The following is a 17776-nucleotide window of genomic DNA, read 5'->3' as shown; positions in this document are numbered from 1 at the left end:
CGCCGCAAGGGGCCCCGCCGCCGTGTCGCGGGAGCCGGTCAGCTCCGGTCGGCCGCGGACGCGGCCCGCAGAGCGATCCGGTGCTCGCCCGCGTACACGTTCATGGAGGCGCCCCTCAGGAACCCCACCAGGGTCAGCCCGGTCTCCGCCGCCAGGTCGACCGCGAGGGACGACGGCGCCGACACGGCCGCCAGCACCGGTATCCCCGCCATCACCGCCTTCTGCGCCAGCTCGAACGAGGCCCGCCCCGACACCAGCAGCACCGCCCTCGACAGCGGCAGCGCCCCGCTCTGCAGGGCCCGCCCCACCAGCTTGTCCACCGCGTTGTGCCGCCCCACGTCCTCGCGTACGTCGAGCAGTTCGCCGTCCTCGGAGAACAGGGCCGCCGCGTGCAGCCCCCCGGTCCGGTCGAAGACCCGCTGCGCCGCGCGGAGCCGGTCGGGGAGGCCCGCGAGGAGGCCGGGGTCGAGCCGGACCGGGGGAGCCTCGCCCCCGTGGGTGTCGTCGACGGCCCAGCGGGCGGTCGTCCGGACGGCGTCCAGCGACGCCTTGCCGCACAGTCCGCAGGACGAGGTCGTGTAGACGTTGCGTTCGAGGGTGATGTCGGGGACGACGACCCCGGGGGCGGTTCGCACGTCCACCACGTTGTAGGTGTTCGAGCCGTCCTCCGTGGCCCCCGCGCAGTAGACGATGTTCTGCAGGTCCGACCGCTCGGCGAGGACGCCCTCGCTGACCAGGAATCCCGCCGCCAGCGCGAAGTCGTCCCCCGGGGTGCGCATGGTGATCGCGAGCGGCTTGCCGTTCAGCCGGATCTCCATCGGTTCCTCGGCGACGAGGGTGTCCGGGCGGGTGGAGACCGCACCGTCCCGGATGCGGATCACCTTGCGTCGTTCCGTGACTCGTCCCATGTCGTGTCTCAGTCCCGGTTCTGTACGTGCTGGTAGCCGAATCGGCCCTTGATGCAGAGGTTGCCGTGGGTCACCGGGTTGTCGTGCGGCGAGGTGACCCTCACGATCTCATTGTCCTGCACATGGAGGGTGAGGTTGCAGCCCACACCGCAGTACGCGCAGACCGTGGTCGTCTCCGTCTGCGCCGACTCGTCCCAGGTGCCAGCCGCCCGCATGTCGAACTCCGACTTGAAGGACAGCGCGCCCGTCGGACACACCTCCACGCAGTTCCCGCAGTACACACAGGCCGAGTCGGTCAGGGGACCGTCGTGCTCCACGGCGATCCGCGCGTCGAAGCCGCGCCCGACGACGGAGATCGCGAACGAGTTCTGCCACTGGCTCCCACAGGCGTCCACGCACTTGTAACACAGGATGCATTTGTCGTAGTCCCGTACGTACAGCTCGTTGTCGACCCTCGGCTCCTCGTTCAGCCGGGCCGCGTCCGGGCCGAAGCGGTCCGGCTTCGCCTCGTACTCCTTGAGCCACCCGGCCACCTGCGGGGTTGTCGAGAGGTCGACCGAGGAGGCGAGCAGTTCCAGGACGACCTTGCGGCTGTGCCGGGCGCGTTCGGTGTCCGTGCGCACCTCCATACCGGGCTCGGCCCTGCGGGAGCAGGCCGGGACGAGGGTCCTGGCCCCCTCGACCTCGACGACACAGACCCGGCAGGCGTTCTTCGGGGCGAGCGTGTCGCCCTCGCAGAGGGTGGGCACGTCCTTGCCCGCGGCCCGGCAGGCGTCCAGGATCGTCGAGCCCTCGGGCGCCCGCACCGGCTCACCGTCGAGGGTGAACTCCAGCAGCCGACGCGGCACTCCCAGCGGGATCACGGTCATTCGTACGCCCCCAAGCGGTCGATCGCGGATTCCACGGCGTTCCATGCGGTCTGCCCCAGACCGCAGATCGAGGCGTCCCGCATCGCGCGGCCGACCTCCCTGAGCAGGGCGATGTCACCGGCGGCTGCCGCGCCGGTCCGCTCGGCGATCCGGTGCAGCGCCTCCTCCTGCCGTACGGTCCCCACCCGGCAGGGCACGCACTGCCCGCAGGACTCGTCGCGGAAGAACTCCGCGATCCGCAGCAGCAGCCGGGGCAGCGGGACCGTGTCGTCGAAGGCCATCACGACCCCCGAGCCGAGCGTGGTGCCGGCCTCCCGCGTCCCTTCGAAGGTGAGCGGGATGTCCAGCTCGTCGGGCCGTACGAAACCACCGGCCGCGCCGCCGAGGAGGACGGCCCGCAAGCGGTCCCGCACCCCGGCGAGCGTGAGCAGATCGCCGAGGGCGGCGCCGAAGGGCAGCTCGTAGATGCCGGGCCGGTCGACGCTGCCCGAGACGCAGAACAGCTTCGGTCCGGTGGAGCGGGCGGTGCCGATCGACGCGTACGCCGGGGCGCCCAGGGCGAGGATCGGCAGCACGTTCACGAGCGTCTCGACGTTGTTCTCCACCGTCGGCTTGCCGAACAGGCCCTTCTCCACCGGGAACGGCGGCTTCGAGCGGGGCTCGCCGCGGTAGCCCTCGATAGAGTTGAACAGGGCCGTCTCCTCGCCGCAGATGTAGGCGCCCGCGCCCCGGCGGATCTCGATGTCGAAGGCGTAGCCCTGCCCGAGGACGTCGTCGCCGAGCAGCCCCCGGGCGCGGGCCTGCGCGATCGCGTTCTCCAGGCGCCGCAGGGCGCGCGGGTACTCGCCGCGCAGATACAGGTAGCCCCGGTGCGCGCCGGTCGCGTACCCGGCGATCGTCATCGCCTCGACCAGGGAGAACGGGTCGCCCTCCAGGAGCACGCGGTCCTTGAAGGTGCCCGGCTCGGACTCGTCCGCGTTGCAGACGAGGTAGTGCGGCTGGTCGGGCTGCGACGCCGTGGCCTGCCATTTCCGGCCGGTGGGGAAGGCGGCGCCGCCGCGCCCGACCAGGCCCGAGTCGGTGACCTCGCGGATGACCCCGGCGGGGCCCAGCGCGAAGGCCCGGCGCAGCGCGGCGTAGCCGCCGTGGGCGCGGTAGTCGTCGAGCGAGGACGGATCGACGACACCGACCCGGCTCAGCAGGGTCAGGGAGGGGTCCCCGGCCTGGGGCACCGCCATGGAGGCCGGGGGTTCCTCGTCCGCCGAGTCGGGGGCGCTCGCCGCGAGGACGGCCGCCTCGACGGTCGCGGGTGCCGCGACCGCCGTACGCACCGGGTCCCCGGCCTTGATCGCGAGCGCGGCCGGGGCCCGCTCGCACAGGCCCAGGCACGGGCTGCGCTCCACGCTCACCCCGCTGCCGGGGCCGAGGCGGGCCTCGATCCCGGCGCACAGGCCGGCGGCCCCGGCCGCCGCGCACGCCAGGTCCGTGCAGACGTGCAGCACGGTCGCGGGACGCGGCCTGACCGAGAACATCGCGTAGAAGGTGGCCACCCCGTACGCCTCCGCCGGCGGCACGGTCAGCCGCCTGCAGAGGTAGTCCAGCGCGCCCCCGCTGATCCACCCGATCCGGTCGTTGAGGGCGTGCAGTCCCGGTAACAGCAGGTCACGACGGTCCCGGGCCTCCCGGCCGCCGCGCGCCCACCGCAGATCGCCGGCCGTCATCTCGTCGCGGGCCGCGCCCTCCCAGGAGGACTCCGGCGGCCCGAGCAACGCGTCGACCGCCGCTCTCTCCTCGTCCGTGGGCTTGCTGTCACCGAAGTGCAGGTCCACTTGACTTCACCTCACGATGGTCGCGACGGGCAGCTTCTCGATCCGGATCGCCGACGCCTTGAACTCCGCCGTGCCCGCGATCGGGCAGTTGGCCTCGATCGTCAGCCGGTTGGTGTCCACCTCGTCGGGGAAGTGCATGGTCATGAAGGCGAGGCCGGGCCGCAGGGCGAGGTCGATCCACACCGGTGCCACCACCGATCCGCGCCGCGAGGACACCTGGACCTCCTCGCCGACCGCCACCCCGTAGCGCTCGGCGTCCTCCGGGCACAGCTCGATGTACTCCCCGCGCCGCAGCGGCGAGGCGTAACCACCGCTCTGCACACCGGTGTTGTACGAGTCGAGCCGCCGCCCTGTGGTGAGCCGGATGGGGAACCGCTCGTCCGTCAGATCCACGGGCGGATCGTGCCGGACGATCCCGAACGGCGCGCGCCTGCCACGCCTCGCCGGGTCCGGGTCCCACAACCGGCCGTGCAGATAGGGAGGTTCGAGCCCGTCGGTGTCCGGGCAGGGCCACTGGATGCCCTGGTGCTCCTCCAGCCGGCCGTACGTCATCCCGTAGTGGTCCGGCGACACCGACCGCAGCTCGTTCCAGACGGCCTCCGCGTCGGCGTACTTCCAGTCGTGCCCGAGCCGGGAGGCGAGGTCGCAGATGATGTCGATGTCCTCGCGGGCCTCGCCGGGCGGGGTGACGGCCCGGCGTACCCGCTGGACCCGCCGCTCGCTGTTGGTGGTGGTGCCCTCGGTCTCGGCCCACCCGGCGGTCGCCGGCAGCACGACGTCCGCCAGCTGGGCCGTCTTCGTGAGGAAGATGTCCTGGACGACGAGGAAGTCCAGCCGGCCCAGCCGTCGTACTGCCTGTTCGCTGTCGGCCTCGGACTGCGCCGGGTTCTCCCCGATGCAGTACACGGCCTTCAGTGAGCCCTCCTCCATGGCCTCGAACATCTCCGTCAGGTTCAGCCCGTAGTGCGGCTGGATGACGGTGTCCCACGCCGACTCGAACTTCAGCCGGGTCCCGGGGTCGAGGATGTCCTGGAAGCCGGGCAGCCGGTTGGGTATGGCGCCCATGTCGCCGCCGCCCTGCACGTTGTTCTGGCCGCGCAGGGGCTGCAGGCCCGAGGCGTAGCGGCCCACGTGGCCGGTGAGCAGCGAGAGGTTGATCAGCGCGCGGACGTTGTCCGTGCCGTTGTGGTGCTCGGTGATGCCGAGCGTCCAGCACAGCTGGGCCCGCTCGGCCCGGGCGTACGCGTGCGCCAACTCCCGTATGGCGGCGGCCGGTACGCCCGTCACCTTCTCGGCCAGCGACAGCGTCCACGGCTCGACGAGTGCCTTGTACTCCTCGAAGCCGCTGGTCGCGCGCTCGATGAACGCCTCGTTGGCGAGGCCCGCGTGGATGATCTCCCGGCCGATCGCGTGGGCCATCGGGATGTCGGTGCCGACGTTCAGCCCCATCCAGCTCTCCGCCCACTCGGCGGTGGAGGTCCGCCTCGGGTCGACGGCGTACATCCGGGCGCCGTTGTGGACGCCCTTCAGCACGTGCTGGAAGAAGATCGGGTGCGCGAAGCGGGCGTTGGAGCCCCACATCACGATGACGTCGGTGTGCTCGATCTCCTCGTAGGAGGAGGTGCCCCCGCCGGAACCGAAGGCGGCCGAGAGGCCGGCGACGCTCGGCGCGTGACAGGTGCGGTTGCAGGAGTCGACGTTGTTGGTGCCCATGACCACGCGGGCGAACTTCTGCGCCACGTAGTTCATCTCGTTGGTGGCGCGGGCGCACGAGAACAGTCCGAACGCGTCGCGGTGGCGGGCGATGCCCCGTGCGGCGCGGTCCAGCGCCTCCTCCCAACTCGCCCGTCGGAAGGGCTCGTCGCGGGAGTCGCGGACGAGGGGATGGGTGAGCCGGGTGTACGTCCTGGGGGTCCGGTCGCGTTTCCTCATACGGCGCTCCTCATGCCGCGCTCCTCAGCGCGAGCAGGTCCGAGATGGCGTGGACGGTGCGCAGGGTGGGCACCTCGACGCCCGTGACGGCCGCCAGCTCTACGACGGCGGCCAGCAGGACGTCGAGTTCCAGCGGTTTGCCGCGCTCCAGGTCCTGGAGCGTGGAGGTGCGGTGGTCGCCGACGCGTTCGGCGCCGGCCATCCGCCGTTCGATGGAGACACCGACCTCGCAGCCGAGGGCCCGGGCGACGGACATCGTCTCGGCCATCATCGTCTCGATGACCTTGCGGGTGCCGCCGTGCAGACACATCTGCCGCATGGTCGCCCTGGCCAGGGCGCTGATCGGGTTGAAGGAGATGTTGCCGAGCAGCTTGATCCAGATGTCGCCCCGCAGATCGGGCTCCACCGGGCACTTCAGGCCACCGGCGACCATGGCCTCGCTGAACGCCCGGCAGCGCGCCGAGATCGTGCGGTCCGGCTCGCCGACGGAGAACCGGGTGCCTTCCAGATGCCGTACGACACCCGGTCCTTCCAGCTCGGTCGCCGCGTAGACGACACAGCCGACGGCCCGTTCGGGCGCGAGCACCGCGCTGACCGCGCCGCCCGGGTCGACGCTCTCCACGCGCCGGCCGTCGTGCGGGCCGCCGTGCCGGTGGAAGTACCACCAGGGGATGCCGTTCTGGGCGGCGATCACCGCCGTGGTGCTGTGCAGCAGGGGCTCGATCAGCGGCCCGCACGCCGCGTACGAGGTGGCCTTCAGGCCCAGGAAGACGAAGTCGACCGGGCCGATCTCGGCCGGGTCGTCGGTGGCGTGGGCGCGGGCGGTGAACTCCCCGCTCGGGCTGAGCACGCGCACCCCGTCACGCCTCATGGCCGCGAGATGCGGTCCACGGGCGACGAGATGCGTGTCCGCGCCGGCGCGGTGGAGCGCGGCGCCGACGTAGGCGCCGATCGCACCGGCGCCGAGAACTGCGACTTTCATGGTGAGGGAGCTCCGTTCGGTCGAGGGATACCGCGGAGATGGAGCACAGGACGAAATCTGTCGACGAAATATTGTCTACAGTATGGAAGTTGGAGCGGCAAGGGTTCGCACAGCGGCCGGGCAAGGCATTACCCGGACATGAAGGTGGCCGGTACGCGGGCCTGCGCGGTGGCCGGGGAACGACCGTTCGGCGCGCGGTGCATACCGCTCACCGCATACGGTCGCCGCGCCGCCTGTTCAATCCCCCTCGCCACTCCCTACCGTCCGGGATCATGAGTCCCCCCGTCGCACCTCCGGGCTGGAGCCGCTGGCTCGTCCCCCCGGCCGCGCTCTCCGTCCACCTCTCCATCGGGCAGGCCTACGCCTGGAGCGTCTTCAAGCCCCCACTCGAATCCGCCCTCGGTCTCAGCGGCACCCAGAGCGCCCTGCCCTTCCAGCTCGGCATCGTCATGCTGGGCCTGTCCGCCGCGTTCGGCGGCACCCTCGTCGAGCGCAACGGGCCGCGCTGGGCGATGACGGTGGCGCTGATCTGCTTCTCCTCCGGCTTCCTGATCGCCTCGCTCGGCGCGGCCACCGAGCAGTACTGGCTGATCGTGTTCGGCTACGGCTTCGTCGGCGGCATAGGACTCGGCATCGGCTACATCTCGCCCGTCTCCACGCTGATCAAGTGGTTCCCCGACCGGCCCGGCATGGCCACCGGCATCGCGATCATGGGCTTCGGCGGCGGCGCGCTCATCGCCTCGCCCTGGTCCGCCCAGATGCTGGAGTCCTTCGGCTCCGACTCCTCCGGCATCGCCATGGCCTTCCTGGTGCACGGCCTGTCGTACGCCGTGTTCATGCTGCTCGGCGTGCTGCTCGTACGGGTACCGCGCACCGAGAAGCCGGTCGAGGCCGGACCGAGCGTGCTGGACGGCCCCCAGGTCTCGGCCCGCGACGCCATCCGCACCCCGCAGTTCTGGTGCCTGTGGGTCATCCTCTGCATGAACGTCTCCGCGGGCATCGGCATCCTGGAGAAAGCCGCCCCGATGATCACGGACTTCTTCGCGGACTCCTCCACCCCGGTCACCGTCACCGCGGCCGCCGGCTTCGTCGCGCTGCTCTCCGCGGCCAACATGACCGGCCGCATCGTCTGGTCGTCCACGTCCGACCTGATCGGACGCAAGAACATCTACCGCGTCTACCTGGGCGTCGGCGCGCTGATGTACCTGCTGATCGCCCAGTTCGGCGACTCCTCCAAGCCGCTGTTCATCGTCTGCGCCCTGGTCGTCCTGTCCTTCTACGGCGGCGGCTTCGCCACGATCCCCGCCTATCTGAAGGATCTCTTCGGCACGTACCAGGTGGGCGCCATCCACGGCCGGCTGCTCACCGCCTGGTCCACGGCCGGCGTCCTCGGACCGCTGATCGTCAACTGGATCGCGGACCGGCAGGAGGAGGCGGGCAAGTCCGGCCCCGACCTGTACGGAACGTCGTTCCTCATCATGATCGGACTGCTCGTGATCGGCTTCGTCGCCAACGAGCTGGTCCGGCCCGTCAACCCCCGCTTCCACGTCCCCGCCCCGAGGGAGGCCACCGATGGAGTCCAGCGACGCCAGTCCGAATCCGCCTGACCGCCGCCCCCTGATCGCCTTCGCCTGGGTGTGGGTGGGCGTGCCGCTCGCCTACGGACTGTACGAACTCGTGCGGAAGGCCACGCAGTTGTTCACCGGGTGAGCACCCCCGCCGTGCCGCTCCGGTCCCGGGCCCCGGGAAACCGGAGCGCCACGACGGTCCGCCTCCGGGGAGGGGTCAAGGTGCGGAGGGCTGGTCGTCGGCGGCGGCCGCCGGCCGATGGGCTGTCACGGCGCTCGGGAAGGTGACGGTGGCGCTGTTCCGCCGGACGCCGGACTCCGCCGTGGTCCGGTCGGTGGTGCCGCGACCAACCCAGAGCAGCAGGAGGCCGAGCGCGCAGGCGAGCGCGGGCCAGTAGACGTAGCGGTAGTTCGTCGCCGGCACGATCGGCAGGTAGCCGAGGACGTAGGCCGCCGAGCTGATGCCCAGCGCCCGGACCGGCAGGGAGAACCGCCCCTTGCCGGGACGGACGGCGAGGACCAGCGCGACGGCGAGCCAGAACCACCCCCGGAACAGCGGCCGCAGATCGGTGGCCACGCCGTTGACGTACGAGGCGAGGGTGCCCTCCAGCCGGGGGCGGGCCACCTCGATCCCGAGGTCGTTGGCGAAGACGCCCGGCTGGTACACGTATCCGGTCTCGAAGAGCAGGGCGGCGAAGACCCGCAGCCGGTACTGCAGATAGCCGGAGACGTGTCCGCGCATCTCGCTCAGCCACAGGGAGGTGAGCTGGTCGGCGTCCCGGGCCAGTCCGTCCGCCGAGCGTGGGTAGCAGGCCCAGTAGGCGTCCGACAGGGCGTCGACCCGGTCGCACTCCACGGCGGCGGACACCAGGCGGTCCCGCAGCTCCGGCCGGACGTCGGCCGACCGCAGCTCCTCCACGGTCAGGACGTGGACGAGGTCGTCGAGCACGATCTGCGCGCCCTGATCCGTCTGCACGGGCCGTGCGATCAAGGTGATCGCCGCGGCGGGCAGGACGACTCCGGCCACCAGCGCCGCCGTGCACGCGGCCCACGTGCGGCGCCCGGGGGAGCGCCAGAGCGCGAGGACGAGCAGGGCGAACATCGGGATCGCGGCCAGGAACGCGTTCTTGCGCACGAGCACCGCGTAGGAGAGGAAGAGCACGCCCAGCCCGAACAGACCCCATCGCATCCTCGGGGAGAGGCCGCGGTCGCGCAGCCGCAGCCCGACGAACACCACCGCGCAGGCCGCCAGCAGCGCGCAGGCCGCGTGGACGTCCTTCCACACCACACCGACGAACGTCAGCACGGGCGGAGTCAGTCCGAGCCCGAGGACGGCGAGCGAACCGGCACGGCGCGCGGTCAGGTCCCACACGCACGCGGCGAGTACCCACAGCGCGCCCCAGAGGACGACGGACTGCAGGACCGCCATGGAGGCGGGCGTGCCGGTGACGGCGATCAGCGCGCGCCACACCAGACTCAGCACGGGCGGATGCCAGTCGGTCAGCGGCGTCCTGCCCATGGCCTGCCGGAGCTGGTCGATGCTGTCGGGACTCATGTACCCGGGACTGAAGACGATGCTCGTGGCCAGGCAGCACACCACGGCGACAGCGGCCAGCCACCAGCTCCAGCGCTTTTCGCCCGGAATGCGCACCATTTGTCCCATGCGGCGGATGCTAACAGCGCCGACAGGACCGTACGGGGCAGGGCGCGGCGCGGATCAGGGGGCGACGAAGACGTAGCGGCGGTACGTGAAGAAGCGGAAGAGGGTGGCGAGGACCCAGCCGAGCACGCGGGCGGTGTTGTCGCTGCCCATCGACTCCAGCCCGAGCAGATGGCGTGAGGCGAAGACCGTGCCCGCGGTGACGGCGAGGCCGACCACGTTCACGAACAGGAACAGCGCCAGTTCCTGCGTCACGTTCCGGCGATGCCGGTGACGGTAGGTCCAGTAGCGGTTCCCCGCCCAGCTGAAGAGCGCCGCGGCGGCCGTAGCGAGGACGGAGGCCCGCACGGGGGCGGCCTGCATCACCCCGCCCTCCGTGCCGCCGGGAAGGCCGAACACCAGCAGGTTGTAGCCGCCGTTGTCCACCACGAAGGCCAGCGCCCCGACGATCCCGAACGCGGCGGCCTCGCGCCAGACGCCCAGGACGGTGTCGCGCACACGCTGCGCCATGGATACGACAACCAGCACGCGGCGAGCGTAACGACCCGGCGCGTCCCGGCCGACCGGACGCGCCCATGACGCATTATTTCCTCCTATCATCCGAAATTATGGCGTCATCCGACACCGGGTCAGGTCCGGGTCAGACAGGGAGTGGCCGTGCAACCGACGATCGCGTGTGTCGTGCCGTGTCACAACGAGGAGGCCGCCGTCGGCAAGGTGGTGCGCGACCTGAGGATGGCGCTCCCCGAGGCGGACATCTACGTGTACGACAACGCCTCGACCGACCGTACGGTGGAGGTCGCCCGGGAGGCGGGCGCGATCGTCCGGGAGGAGTCGCGCAAGGGAAAGGGCAACGTCATCCGGCGGGCCTTCGCCGATGTCGACGCCGACGCCCTGCTCCTCATCGACGGTGACGACACCTACGACGCCTCCCGCGCCCGCGAGCTGGTCAACCTGCTCTTCGAGGGGCCGTACGACCAGGTGGTCGGCGCCCGGCGCGAGACGGTCAGCGCCGCCTACCGGGTGGGGCACGCGACCGGCAACCGGCTGCTGACGGGCGCGGTGCGCTTCCTGTTCGGCAACGACGTGACCGACATGCTCAGCGGATACCGCGTCTTCTCCCGCCGCTTCGTCAAGTCCTTCCCGGCGCTGGCCCGCCAGTTCGAGACCGAGACCGAGATGACCGTGCACGCGCTCCACCTCCGGCTCCCCACGGCCGAGGTGGAGGTGGACTACCGGGTCAGACCCGCCGGGAGCGAGAGCAAACTGCACACGTTCCGGGACGGCTGGCGCATCCTGCGGGTCATCCTCGACCTCGCCCGGCGCGAGCGGCCGTCGCTCGTCCACGCCGTCGTCGCCGGAATCCTGGCCCTCGTCTCGGTCGTCCTCGGCGTCCCCGTGATCGCCGAATTCATCCGCACGGGCACCGTGCCGCGCGTGCCCACGGCGATCCTCGCCGCGGCGATCATGACGATCGCGGTGCTCGTGCTGCTGGTCGGGTACATCCTGGAGTCCTTGATGCACATGCGTCAGGAGCACTCCCGGCTGGTGCACCTCGCCTACGCGGCGCCGGGGCGCCCCCCGCGCGCCACGGGACACCGGCTCGGCGTCGGTCCCGTGCCCGCCAGGAACGTCTCGGGCGCTCCCCGGAACCAGTCGTTCGGCTGAAGGCAGGGATTTCCCGCCGCCGGCCGCCGCGCTCCCCGTCGGAGCGTCGCGGCCGACGGTCGCCGGAAGGGACGCGCCGCTCGGGCAGCCCTCGTCGGGGCTCTGACGGAAGCCCACAACTCGGGCCGCGCTTTACTGTCGCCTCGGCCGCCCTCGTACCGGTGAGTCACTGATCAGACTGGTTGATCCCGCTGACCACAGGCTACGAGGGGAACACTCATGACTGGCTCGCGTATCGCCGCCGTCGGCCACTACCAGCCCGCCAAGGTGCTCACCAATGAGGACCTGGCGGGCCTGGTCGACACGAGTGACGAGTGGATCACGAGCCGCGTGGGCATTCGCACACGGCACATCGCCGGTCCCGACGAACCCGTCGACGAACTGGCCGGCCACGCCGCCGCCAAGGCGCTGGCCTCGGCCGGCCTCGGTCCGGAGGCCATCGACCTGGTCGTGGTCGCCACCTCCACCGCCATCGACCGCTCCCCGAACATGGCGGCCCGGGTCGCCAACCGGCTCTCCATCCCGAACCCGGCCGCGATGGACGTCAACGTCGTCTGCGCCGGGTTCACCCACGCGCTGGCCACCGCCGACCACGCCGTGCGCGCGGGGGCCGCCACCCGGGCGCTCGTCATCGGCGCCGACAAGATGTCCGAGGTCACCGACTGGACCGACCGCACGACCTGCGTCCTCGTCGGGGACGGGGCGGGCGCGGCCGTCGTCGAGGCCGCGGAGGAGCCCGGCATCGGACCGGTGCTGTGGGGATCGGTGCCCGAGATGGGCAACGCGGTCCGGATCGAGGGCACCCCGCCGCGCTTCGCGCAGGAGGGCCAGAGCGTCTACCGCTGGGCCACCACCAAGCTGCCGCCCATCGCCCGCGCGGCCTGCGAGAAGGCCGGACTCACGCCCGCCGACCTCGCCGCGGTCGTCCTGCACCAGGCCAACCTGCGGATCATCGAGCCCCTCTCGACGAAGATCGGCGCGGTCAACGCCGTGGTCGCGAAGGACGTGGTCGACTCCGGGAACACCTCGGCCGCGAGCATCCCCCTCGCCTTCTCCAAGCTCGTCGAACGCGGGGAGATCTCCAGCGGCGACCCCGTGCTGCTGTTCGGCTTCGGCGGCAACCTCTCGTACGCCGGGCAGGTCGTGCGCTGCCCGTGAGCCTGTGAGCAGGGCGTTCGTGGTGCCGCCCGGGGCGGTGTGACGAGGCATACTCGTCGTCCCCCTGGCCATCACGGGTCGTAGACTGTAGACGAAAGACAATCCATACTGGCTGTTGACTCGGACTTTCCAGTTCTTTCCAGTACGGGCCGTTGACTTTCCGTGTGCAGTACACCCAGTGGTGCTCTGGAGGGGGACCCGATGTTGTCGACCGGACTTCCGCAAGGGGCGGTGCCCAAGCTCGAACGCCCCGGCCCGCTGCGCGACCGCGTCTACGAGGCCCTGCTCGAACTCATCACCACGCGCGCGCTGCGCCCCGGCCAGCACCTCGTCGAGAGCGAACTCGCCGGGCACCTCGGGGTGTCCCGGCAGCCCGTCCGCGAGGCGCTGCAGCGTCTGAACACCGAGGGCTGGGTCGACCTCCGGCCCGCCCAGGGGGCCTTCGTCCACGAGCCGACGGAGGCGGAGGCCGACCAGCTGCTGACGGTCCGCACCCTGCTGGAGGCCGAGGCCGCCCGCCTCGCCGCGGCGAACGCCGGCACGGCGGGCATCGCGGCCCTGGAGGAGCTCTGCGCGCAGGGCGAAGGAGCCGTCGCCGCCGACGAGGTGGACGCGGCCGTCGCCCTCAACGCCCGCTTCCACGCCAAGGTCATGGAGCTGGCCGGCAACACGGTCCTCGCCGAACTCGCCGCCCAGGTCGACCGCCGGGTCCGCTGGTACTACACCCCCGTCGCCCGGCAGCGCGGCAGCCAGTCCTGGATCGAGCACCGCGAGCTGATCGCCGCCATCGCCGCCCGCGACGAGGCCCGCGCGACCCAGGTCATGCGCGCCCACACGGAGCACACGCGGAAGACGTACCACGAGCGGGAGAAGTAGCGCGGCGGTGTAGAGCAGGTGCTCTCGGCGGCTGTGTGCCGCCGTGCCGGCCGTACCCTCGTGTCGGCCGTACTCGCGTGCCCCCGTTGGGGTCGCCGCGCGTGATCGGCCGCCGGTGCCTCGTGGCTTGTAGCGCAGTTCCCCGCGCCCCTTCGGGGGCGCGGGCCTGCGTCACCGTCCGCTGCCCTCGTCCCCTTCTTTGTCCACTCAGTGGAGAAAGTCTGCGCTAATTACTGCGCAACTTCTTCCCAGCCCCGGCAGCCGCTGCTACGTTCCCCTCGAAAGCCACGCACGGCGGTGCCGATGAGGCGGGAGGGGCTTGTGAGACGGATGACGGCTCGACCTGCCAACGCGCACCAGGCCAAGCTGTTGCGGCTGTTGCGGGACGGCGGACCCAACTCCCGTGCACAGCTCGGGGACCGGGTCGACCTCTCGCGGTCGAAACTGGCCGTGGAGGTGGACCGGCTCCTGGAGACGGGACTGGTCGTGGCCGACGGACTGGCCGCCTCGCGCGGCGGCCGCCGGTCGCACAACATCCGGCTCGCCCCCCAACTCCGCTTCCTCGGCGTCGACATCGGCGCCACCTCGATCGACGTGGCCGTCACCAACGCCGAGTTGGAGATACTCGGCCACATCAACCAGCCCATGGACGTACGGGACGGCCCGGTCGCCGTCTTCGAACAGGTGCTGTCCATGGCGGCCAAGCTCCGGGCCTCCGGGCTCGCGGAGGGGTTCGACGGCGCCGGCATCGGCGTCCCCGGACCGGTCCGCTTCCCCGAGGGCGTCCCCGTCGCCCCGCCGATCATGCCGGGCTGGGACGGCTTCCCGGTGCGCGAGGCACTGAGCCAGGAACTCGGCTGTCCCGTCATGGTCGACAACGACGTGAACCTGATGGCGATGGGGGAGCAGCACGCGGGCGTCGCCCGTTCCGTGGGCGACTTCCTCTGCGTCAAGATAGGCACCGGCATAGGCTGCGGCATCGTCGCAGGGGGCGAGGTCCACCGCGGGACGACGGGCAGCGCCGGCGACATCGGACACATCCTCGCCGTACCCGACGGCCGCCCCTGCGCCTGTGGCAACCGGGGCTGCCTGGAGGCCCATTTCAGCGGCGCCGCGCTCGCCCGCGACGCCGAGGAAGCCGCCCGGCAGGGACTGTCGGTGGAACTCGCCTCCCGGCTGGAGATCAACGGCACCCTGTCCGCCGTCGACGTGGCCGCCGCGGCCGCGGCCGGCGACGCCACCGCGCTCGGCCTGATACGCGAGGGCGGCAACCGCACCGGCCAGGTCATCGCCGGACTCGTCAGCTTCTTCAATCCCGGCCTGGTCGTGATCGGCGGCGGGGTGACCGGCCTCGGCCACACCCTGCTCGCCGCCATCCGCACCCAGGTCTACCGCCAGTCACTGCCGCTCGCCACCAACAACCTGCCCATCGTGCTCGGGGAGTTGGGACCCACCGCCGGAGTCATCGGCGCGGCCCGCCTCATCAGCGACCACCTGTTCTCACCCGCGTAGGCCGTTTCCCACCACAGGAACCCCACCGATCGGCGCTCCGCTCCGCCCTCGCCCTCACCGGCGCCCTGCTCTGCTCTGCTCTGCCCTGCCCTGCCCTGAACACGCCTGCCCGCGCACGCGCACCGCCCTGCAACCGGCCCGCACGCCCGCCAAGGGGAACTCATGGCACCAGAATCACCGCTGCTCACCATGTCCGGCATCACCAAGTCGTTCCCCGGCGTCCGGGCCCTCGACGGCGTCGACCTCGACGTCCAGGCCGGAGAGGTCCACTGCCTGCTCGGCCAGAACGGCGCCGGGAAGTCCACCCTGATCAAGGTCCTGGCCGGCGCCCACCAGCCCGACGACGGCACGATCACCTGGCGCGGCGAACCCGTCACGCTGAAATCCCCGATCGCCGCCATGCGCCTCGGCATCGCCACCATCTACCAGGAACTCGACCTGGTCGAGGGCCTGTCGGTGGCCGAGAACGTCCACCTCGGGCATGAACCCACGGCAGCCGGGTTCGTCGTACGGGGGAAAGCGGCGCGTACGTCGACAGCCGCTCTGCTCAAACGACTCGGGCACCCGGAGGTCGATCCGGCGCGGCTCGTCGGCGAACTGTCCGCCGCCCAGCAGCAGATCGTGTCCATGGCCCGGGCCCTCTCCCACGAGGTACGGCTGATCGTGATGGACGAACCGTCCGCCGCGCTCGACCCGGACGAGGTGGACAACCTGTTCAGGATCGTCGGCGACCTGACCGCCGACGGGGTGGCCGTCGTCTACATCTCGCACCGCCTGGAGGAGATCCGCCGGATCGGCGACCGGGTGACCGTACTGAAGGACGGGCGGGCCGTGGCGGGCGGGCTGCCCGCCAAGTCCACGCCGACGCGCGAGGTCGTGGCACTGATGACCGGCCGCAACGTCGAGTACGTCTTCCCCGACCGGCCGCCCGCGCCCCCCGAGGAGGCCGCGCCCGTCCTGGAGGTGCGGGGACTGGCACGCACCGGGGAGTTCGAGCCGTTCGACCTCCAGGTGCGGCCCGGCGAGATCGTGGGGCTCGCCGGACTCGTCGGCTCGGGACGTTCGGAGATCCTGGAGACGATCTACGGCGCGCGCAGGCCCACAGCGGGTCAGGTCAGCGTGGAGGGGCGGCCGTTGAAGCCCGGCAGTGTCCGCGCCGCCGTACGGGCCGGGCTCGGGCTCGCCCCCGAGGAACGCAAGGCCCAGGGGCTGCTGATGCTGGAGTCCGTCACCAGGAACGTCTCCGTGTCGTCGATGGGCCGCTTCGCGCGCGTCGGCTGGATCGACCGGGGCGCCGAACACCGAGCCGCGCGGGCCGCGACCCGCGAGCTGTCCCTGCGCCCCGACAACCCCGACGTACCGGTCCGCACGCTCTCCGGCGGCAACCAGCAGAAGGCGGTGCTCGCCCGCTGGCTGCTGCGCGGCTGCCGGGTCCTGCTGCTCGACGAGCCGACCCGGGGCGTCGACGTGGGAGCCCGCGCCGAGCTGTACGCGGTGGTCCGCCGGCTCGCCGACGAAGGGCTCGCCGTACTGCTGGTCTCCAGCGAGGTGCCCGAAGTCCTCGGCCTCGCCGACCGGGTGCTCGTCCTGCGCGAGGGCCGGGTCGTGCACACGGCACCCGCCCGTGAGCTGGACGAACACCGCGTCCTCGACCTCGTGATGGAAGGAAGTCCGGTGGCCAGTGTGGGAAGTCCGGTGGCCGGTGCGGGAAGTCCGGCCACCGGCGCGGCACACCCCGTGACCGGTGAAGGGAGCCCGTCGTCATGACCCAGCCCATGTCCCCACCCCGGGACGCCGACAAGGCCGCACCCGCCGACGCGCCGCCCGCCTGGCGGGCCCGAGTCTTCCGCGCCGACGTCCGCACCCTCTCGCTCCTCGGCGTGCTCGCCGCGCTGATCCTCATCGGCGGACTCACCCGGCCCGACGAGTTCCTCGACACCCGCAACCTCCAACTCGTGCTCACCCAGGCCTCGGTGATCGGTGTCGTCACCGTCGGCATGACCTTCGTCATCACCTCCGGCGGCATCGACCTGTCAGTCGGCGCGATCGTCGCCCTGGCGTCCGTCTGGGCGACGACCGTGGCCACCCAGGAGTACGGGTTCGCCGGCATCCTCTTCACGGCGATGATCGTCGGCGTCGGCTGCGGACTGGTGAACGGGCTGCTCATCGCCTACGGCGGCATGGTCCCCTTCATCGCCACCCTCGCCATGCTCGCCTCGGCCCGCGGACTGGCCCTGCAGATCACCGACGGCAGCACCCAGGTCGTCACCGTCGGCTCCGTCCTGGACCTCGGCGAACGCGACGCCTACGTCCTCGGCGTCCCGCCGCTCGTCCTGGTCTTCGCGGTCGTGACGATCATCGGCTGGCTGGTGCTGAACCGCACCACCTTCGGCCGGCGCACCGTCGCCGTGGGCGGCAACCCGGAGGCGGCCCGGCTCGCGGGCATCGACGTCCGCCGCCAGCGGCTGTATCTGTACCTGCTCTCCGGACTGTGCTGCGGCATCGCCGCGTTCCTGCTGATCGTGCTGGCCGGCTCGGGCCAGAACACCAACGGCAACCTCTACGAACTCGACGCCATCGCCGCCGCGATCATCGGCGGAACCCTGCTCACCGGCGGCCGGGGCACCATCACCGGCTCCGTCCTCGGCGTCCTGATCTTCACCACGATCACCAACATCTTCGCGCTCAACAACCTGCAGAGCGACGTCCAGCAGATCGCCAAGGGCGCGATCATCGTCGCCGCGGTCCTGGTCCAGAGACGTACGGCAAGCACGACCTGAGACACCGAAGAGCCGACACGGGAAAGGTCCACCG

Annotated in this window: 15 protein-coding genes; 8 read left to right on the top strand and 7 right to left on the bottom strand. The window is 71.4% G+C overall.

The window, feature by feature from the left end:
* Positions 1 to 38: 38 nt before the first annotated feature.
* The 5 genes from fdhD to SCAB_RS07955 are packed head-to-tail and all read right to left on the bottom strand — an operon-like array spanning position 39 to position 6520.
* On the bottom strand, positions 39 to 908 hold the full coding sequence (gene fdhD, locus SCAB_RS07975; RefSeq protein WP_037722690.1) for a formate dehydrogenase accessory sulfurtransferase FdhD: 870 nt from the start codon (positions 906 to 908) through the stop codon (positions 39 to 41).
* A gap of 8 nt (positions 909 to 916) precedes the next feature.
* On the bottom strand, positions 917 to 1777 hold the full coding sequence (locus SCAB_RS07970; protein ID WP_012999547.1) for a 2Fe-2S iron-sulfur cluster-binding protein: 861 nt from the start codon (positions 1775 to 1777) through the stop codon (positions 917 to 919).
* Positions 1774 to 3606: an NADH-ubiquinone oxidoreductase-F iron-sulfur binding region domain-containing protein gene (locus SCAB_RS07965; protein WP_012999546.1), complete on the bottom strand. Its 1833-nt coding sequence runs from the start codon at positions 3604 to 3606 to the stop codon at positions 1774 to 1776. Before SCAB_RS07965 ends, SCAB_RS07970 begins: the two co-directional genes overlap by 4 nt.
* Positions 3607 to 3612: 6 nt before the next feature.
* On the bottom strand, positions 3613 to 5538 hold the full coding sequence (locus SCAB_RS07960) for a molybdopterin oxidoreductase family protein (RefSeq protein ID WP_012999545.1): 1926 nt from the start codon (positions 5536 to 5538) through the stop codon (positions 3613 to 3615).
* A 10-nt stretch (positions 5539 to 5548) separates the two neighbouring features.
* The gene (locus SCAB_RS07955) at positions 5549 to 6520 is read right to left on the bottom strand and encodes a 2-dehydropantoate 2-reductase (RefSeq protein WP_012999544.1); all 972 of its coding nucleotides are present in this window, start codon (positions 6518 to 6520) and stop codon (positions 5549 to 5551) included.
* A gap of 272 nt (positions 6521 to 6792) precedes the next feature.
* Here SCAB_RS07955 and SCAB_RS07950 point away from each other — a divergent pair, with 272 nt between their 5' ends.
* Together SCAB_RS07950 and SCAB_RS47660 are read left to right on the top strand one after the other, a co-directional pair.
* Positions 6793 to 8127, top strand: a complete 1335-nt coding sequence (locus tag SCAB_RS07950) for an OFA family MFS transporter (RefSeq protein ID WP_012999543.1) — start codon at positions 6793 to 6795, stop codon at positions 8125 to 8127.
* Positions 8093 to 8230 (top strand): MFS transporter small subunit, encoded by a 138-nt coding sequence (locus tag SCAB_RS47660; protein WP_162934351.1) that lies wholly within the window; start codon positions 8093 to 8095, stop codon positions 8228 to 8230. The genes SCAB_RS07950 and SCAB_RS47660 overlap by 35 nt, the downstream gene beginning before the upstream one ends.
* Before the next feature lie 75 nt (positions 8231 to 8305).
* On the opposite strand, the gene SCAB_RS07945 is transcribed toward SCAB_RS47660, so the two are convergent.
* Both SCAB_RS07945 and SCAB_RS07940 read right to left on the bottom strand, forming a co-directional pair.
* The gene (locus SCAB_RS07945; protein ID WP_086022843.1) at positions 8306 to 9751 is read right to left on the bottom strand and encodes a hypothetical protein; all 1446 of its coding nucleotides are present in this window, start codon (positions 9749 to 9751) and stop codon (positions 8306 to 8308) included.
* A gap of 54 nt (positions 9752 to 9805) precedes the next feature.
* Complete coding sequence (locus tag SCAB_RS07940) at positions 9806 to 10276, bottom strand: GtrA family protein (protein WP_041668954.1); 471 nt, start codon at positions 10274 to 10276, stop codon at positions 9806 to 9808.
* Between the two features lie 123 nt (positions 10277 to 10399).
* On the opposite strand from SCAB_RS07940, the gene SCAB_RS07935 reads away from it, so the two are divergent.
* From SCAB_RS07935 to SCAB_RS07910, 6 genes are all read left to right on the top strand, one after another.
* Positions 10400 to 11416 carry a glycosyltransferase family 2 protein gene (locus tag SCAB_RS07935; RefSeq protein WP_012999540.1) on the top strand — a complete coding sequence of 339 codons (1017 nt, stop codon included), beginning with the start codon at positions 10400 to 10402 and terminating at the stop codon, positions 11414 to 11416.
* Positions 11417 to 11635: 219 nt separating this feature from the next.
* A complete protein-coding gene (locus SCAB_RS07930) occupies positions 11636 to 12574 on the top strand; it encodes a beta-ketoacyl-ACP synthase III (RefSeq protein WP_012999539.1) in 939 nt (312 codons plus the stop codon).
* A gap of 201 nt (positions 12575 to 12775) precedes the next feature.
* Entirely contained in the window at positions 12776 to 13450 is a 675-nt protein-coding gene (locus SCAB_RS07925; RefSeq protein ID WP_063807178.1) for a GntR family transcriptional regulator, read from the top strand.
* A gap of 330 nt (positions 13451 to 13780) precedes the next feature.
* On the top strand, positions 13781 to 14962 hold the full coding sequence (locus tag SCAB_RS07920; protein WP_012999537.1) for an ROK family transcriptional regulator: 1182 nt from the start codon (positions 13781 to 13783) through the stop codon (positions 14960 to 14962).
* Positions 14963 to 15124: 162 nt separating this feature from the next.
* Positions 15125 to 16729, top strand: a complete 1605-nt coding sequence (locus tag SCAB_RS07915; protein ID WP_012999536.1) for a sugar ABC transporter ATP-binding protein — start codon at positions 15125 to 15127, stop codon at positions 16727 to 16729.
* Positions 16726 to 17742, top strand: a complete 1017-nt coding sequence (locus SCAB_RS07910; protein WP_037722698.1) for an ABC transporter permease — start codon at positions 16726 to 16728, stop codon at positions 17740 to 17742. Before SCAB_RS07915 ends, SCAB_RS07910 begins: the two co-directional genes overlap by 4 nt.
* The last annotated feature ends 34 nt before the right edge of the window (positions 17743 to 17776 follow it).

Source organism: Streptomyces scabiei 87.22 (assembly GCF_000091305.1).
Lineage (GTDB): Bacteria > Actinomycetota > Actinomycetes > Streptomycetales > Streptomycetaceae > Streptomyces > Streptomyces scabiei.
Note: the sequence above shows the minus strand (reverse complement) of the source record. Positions and strands in the feature narration are given on the sequence as shown.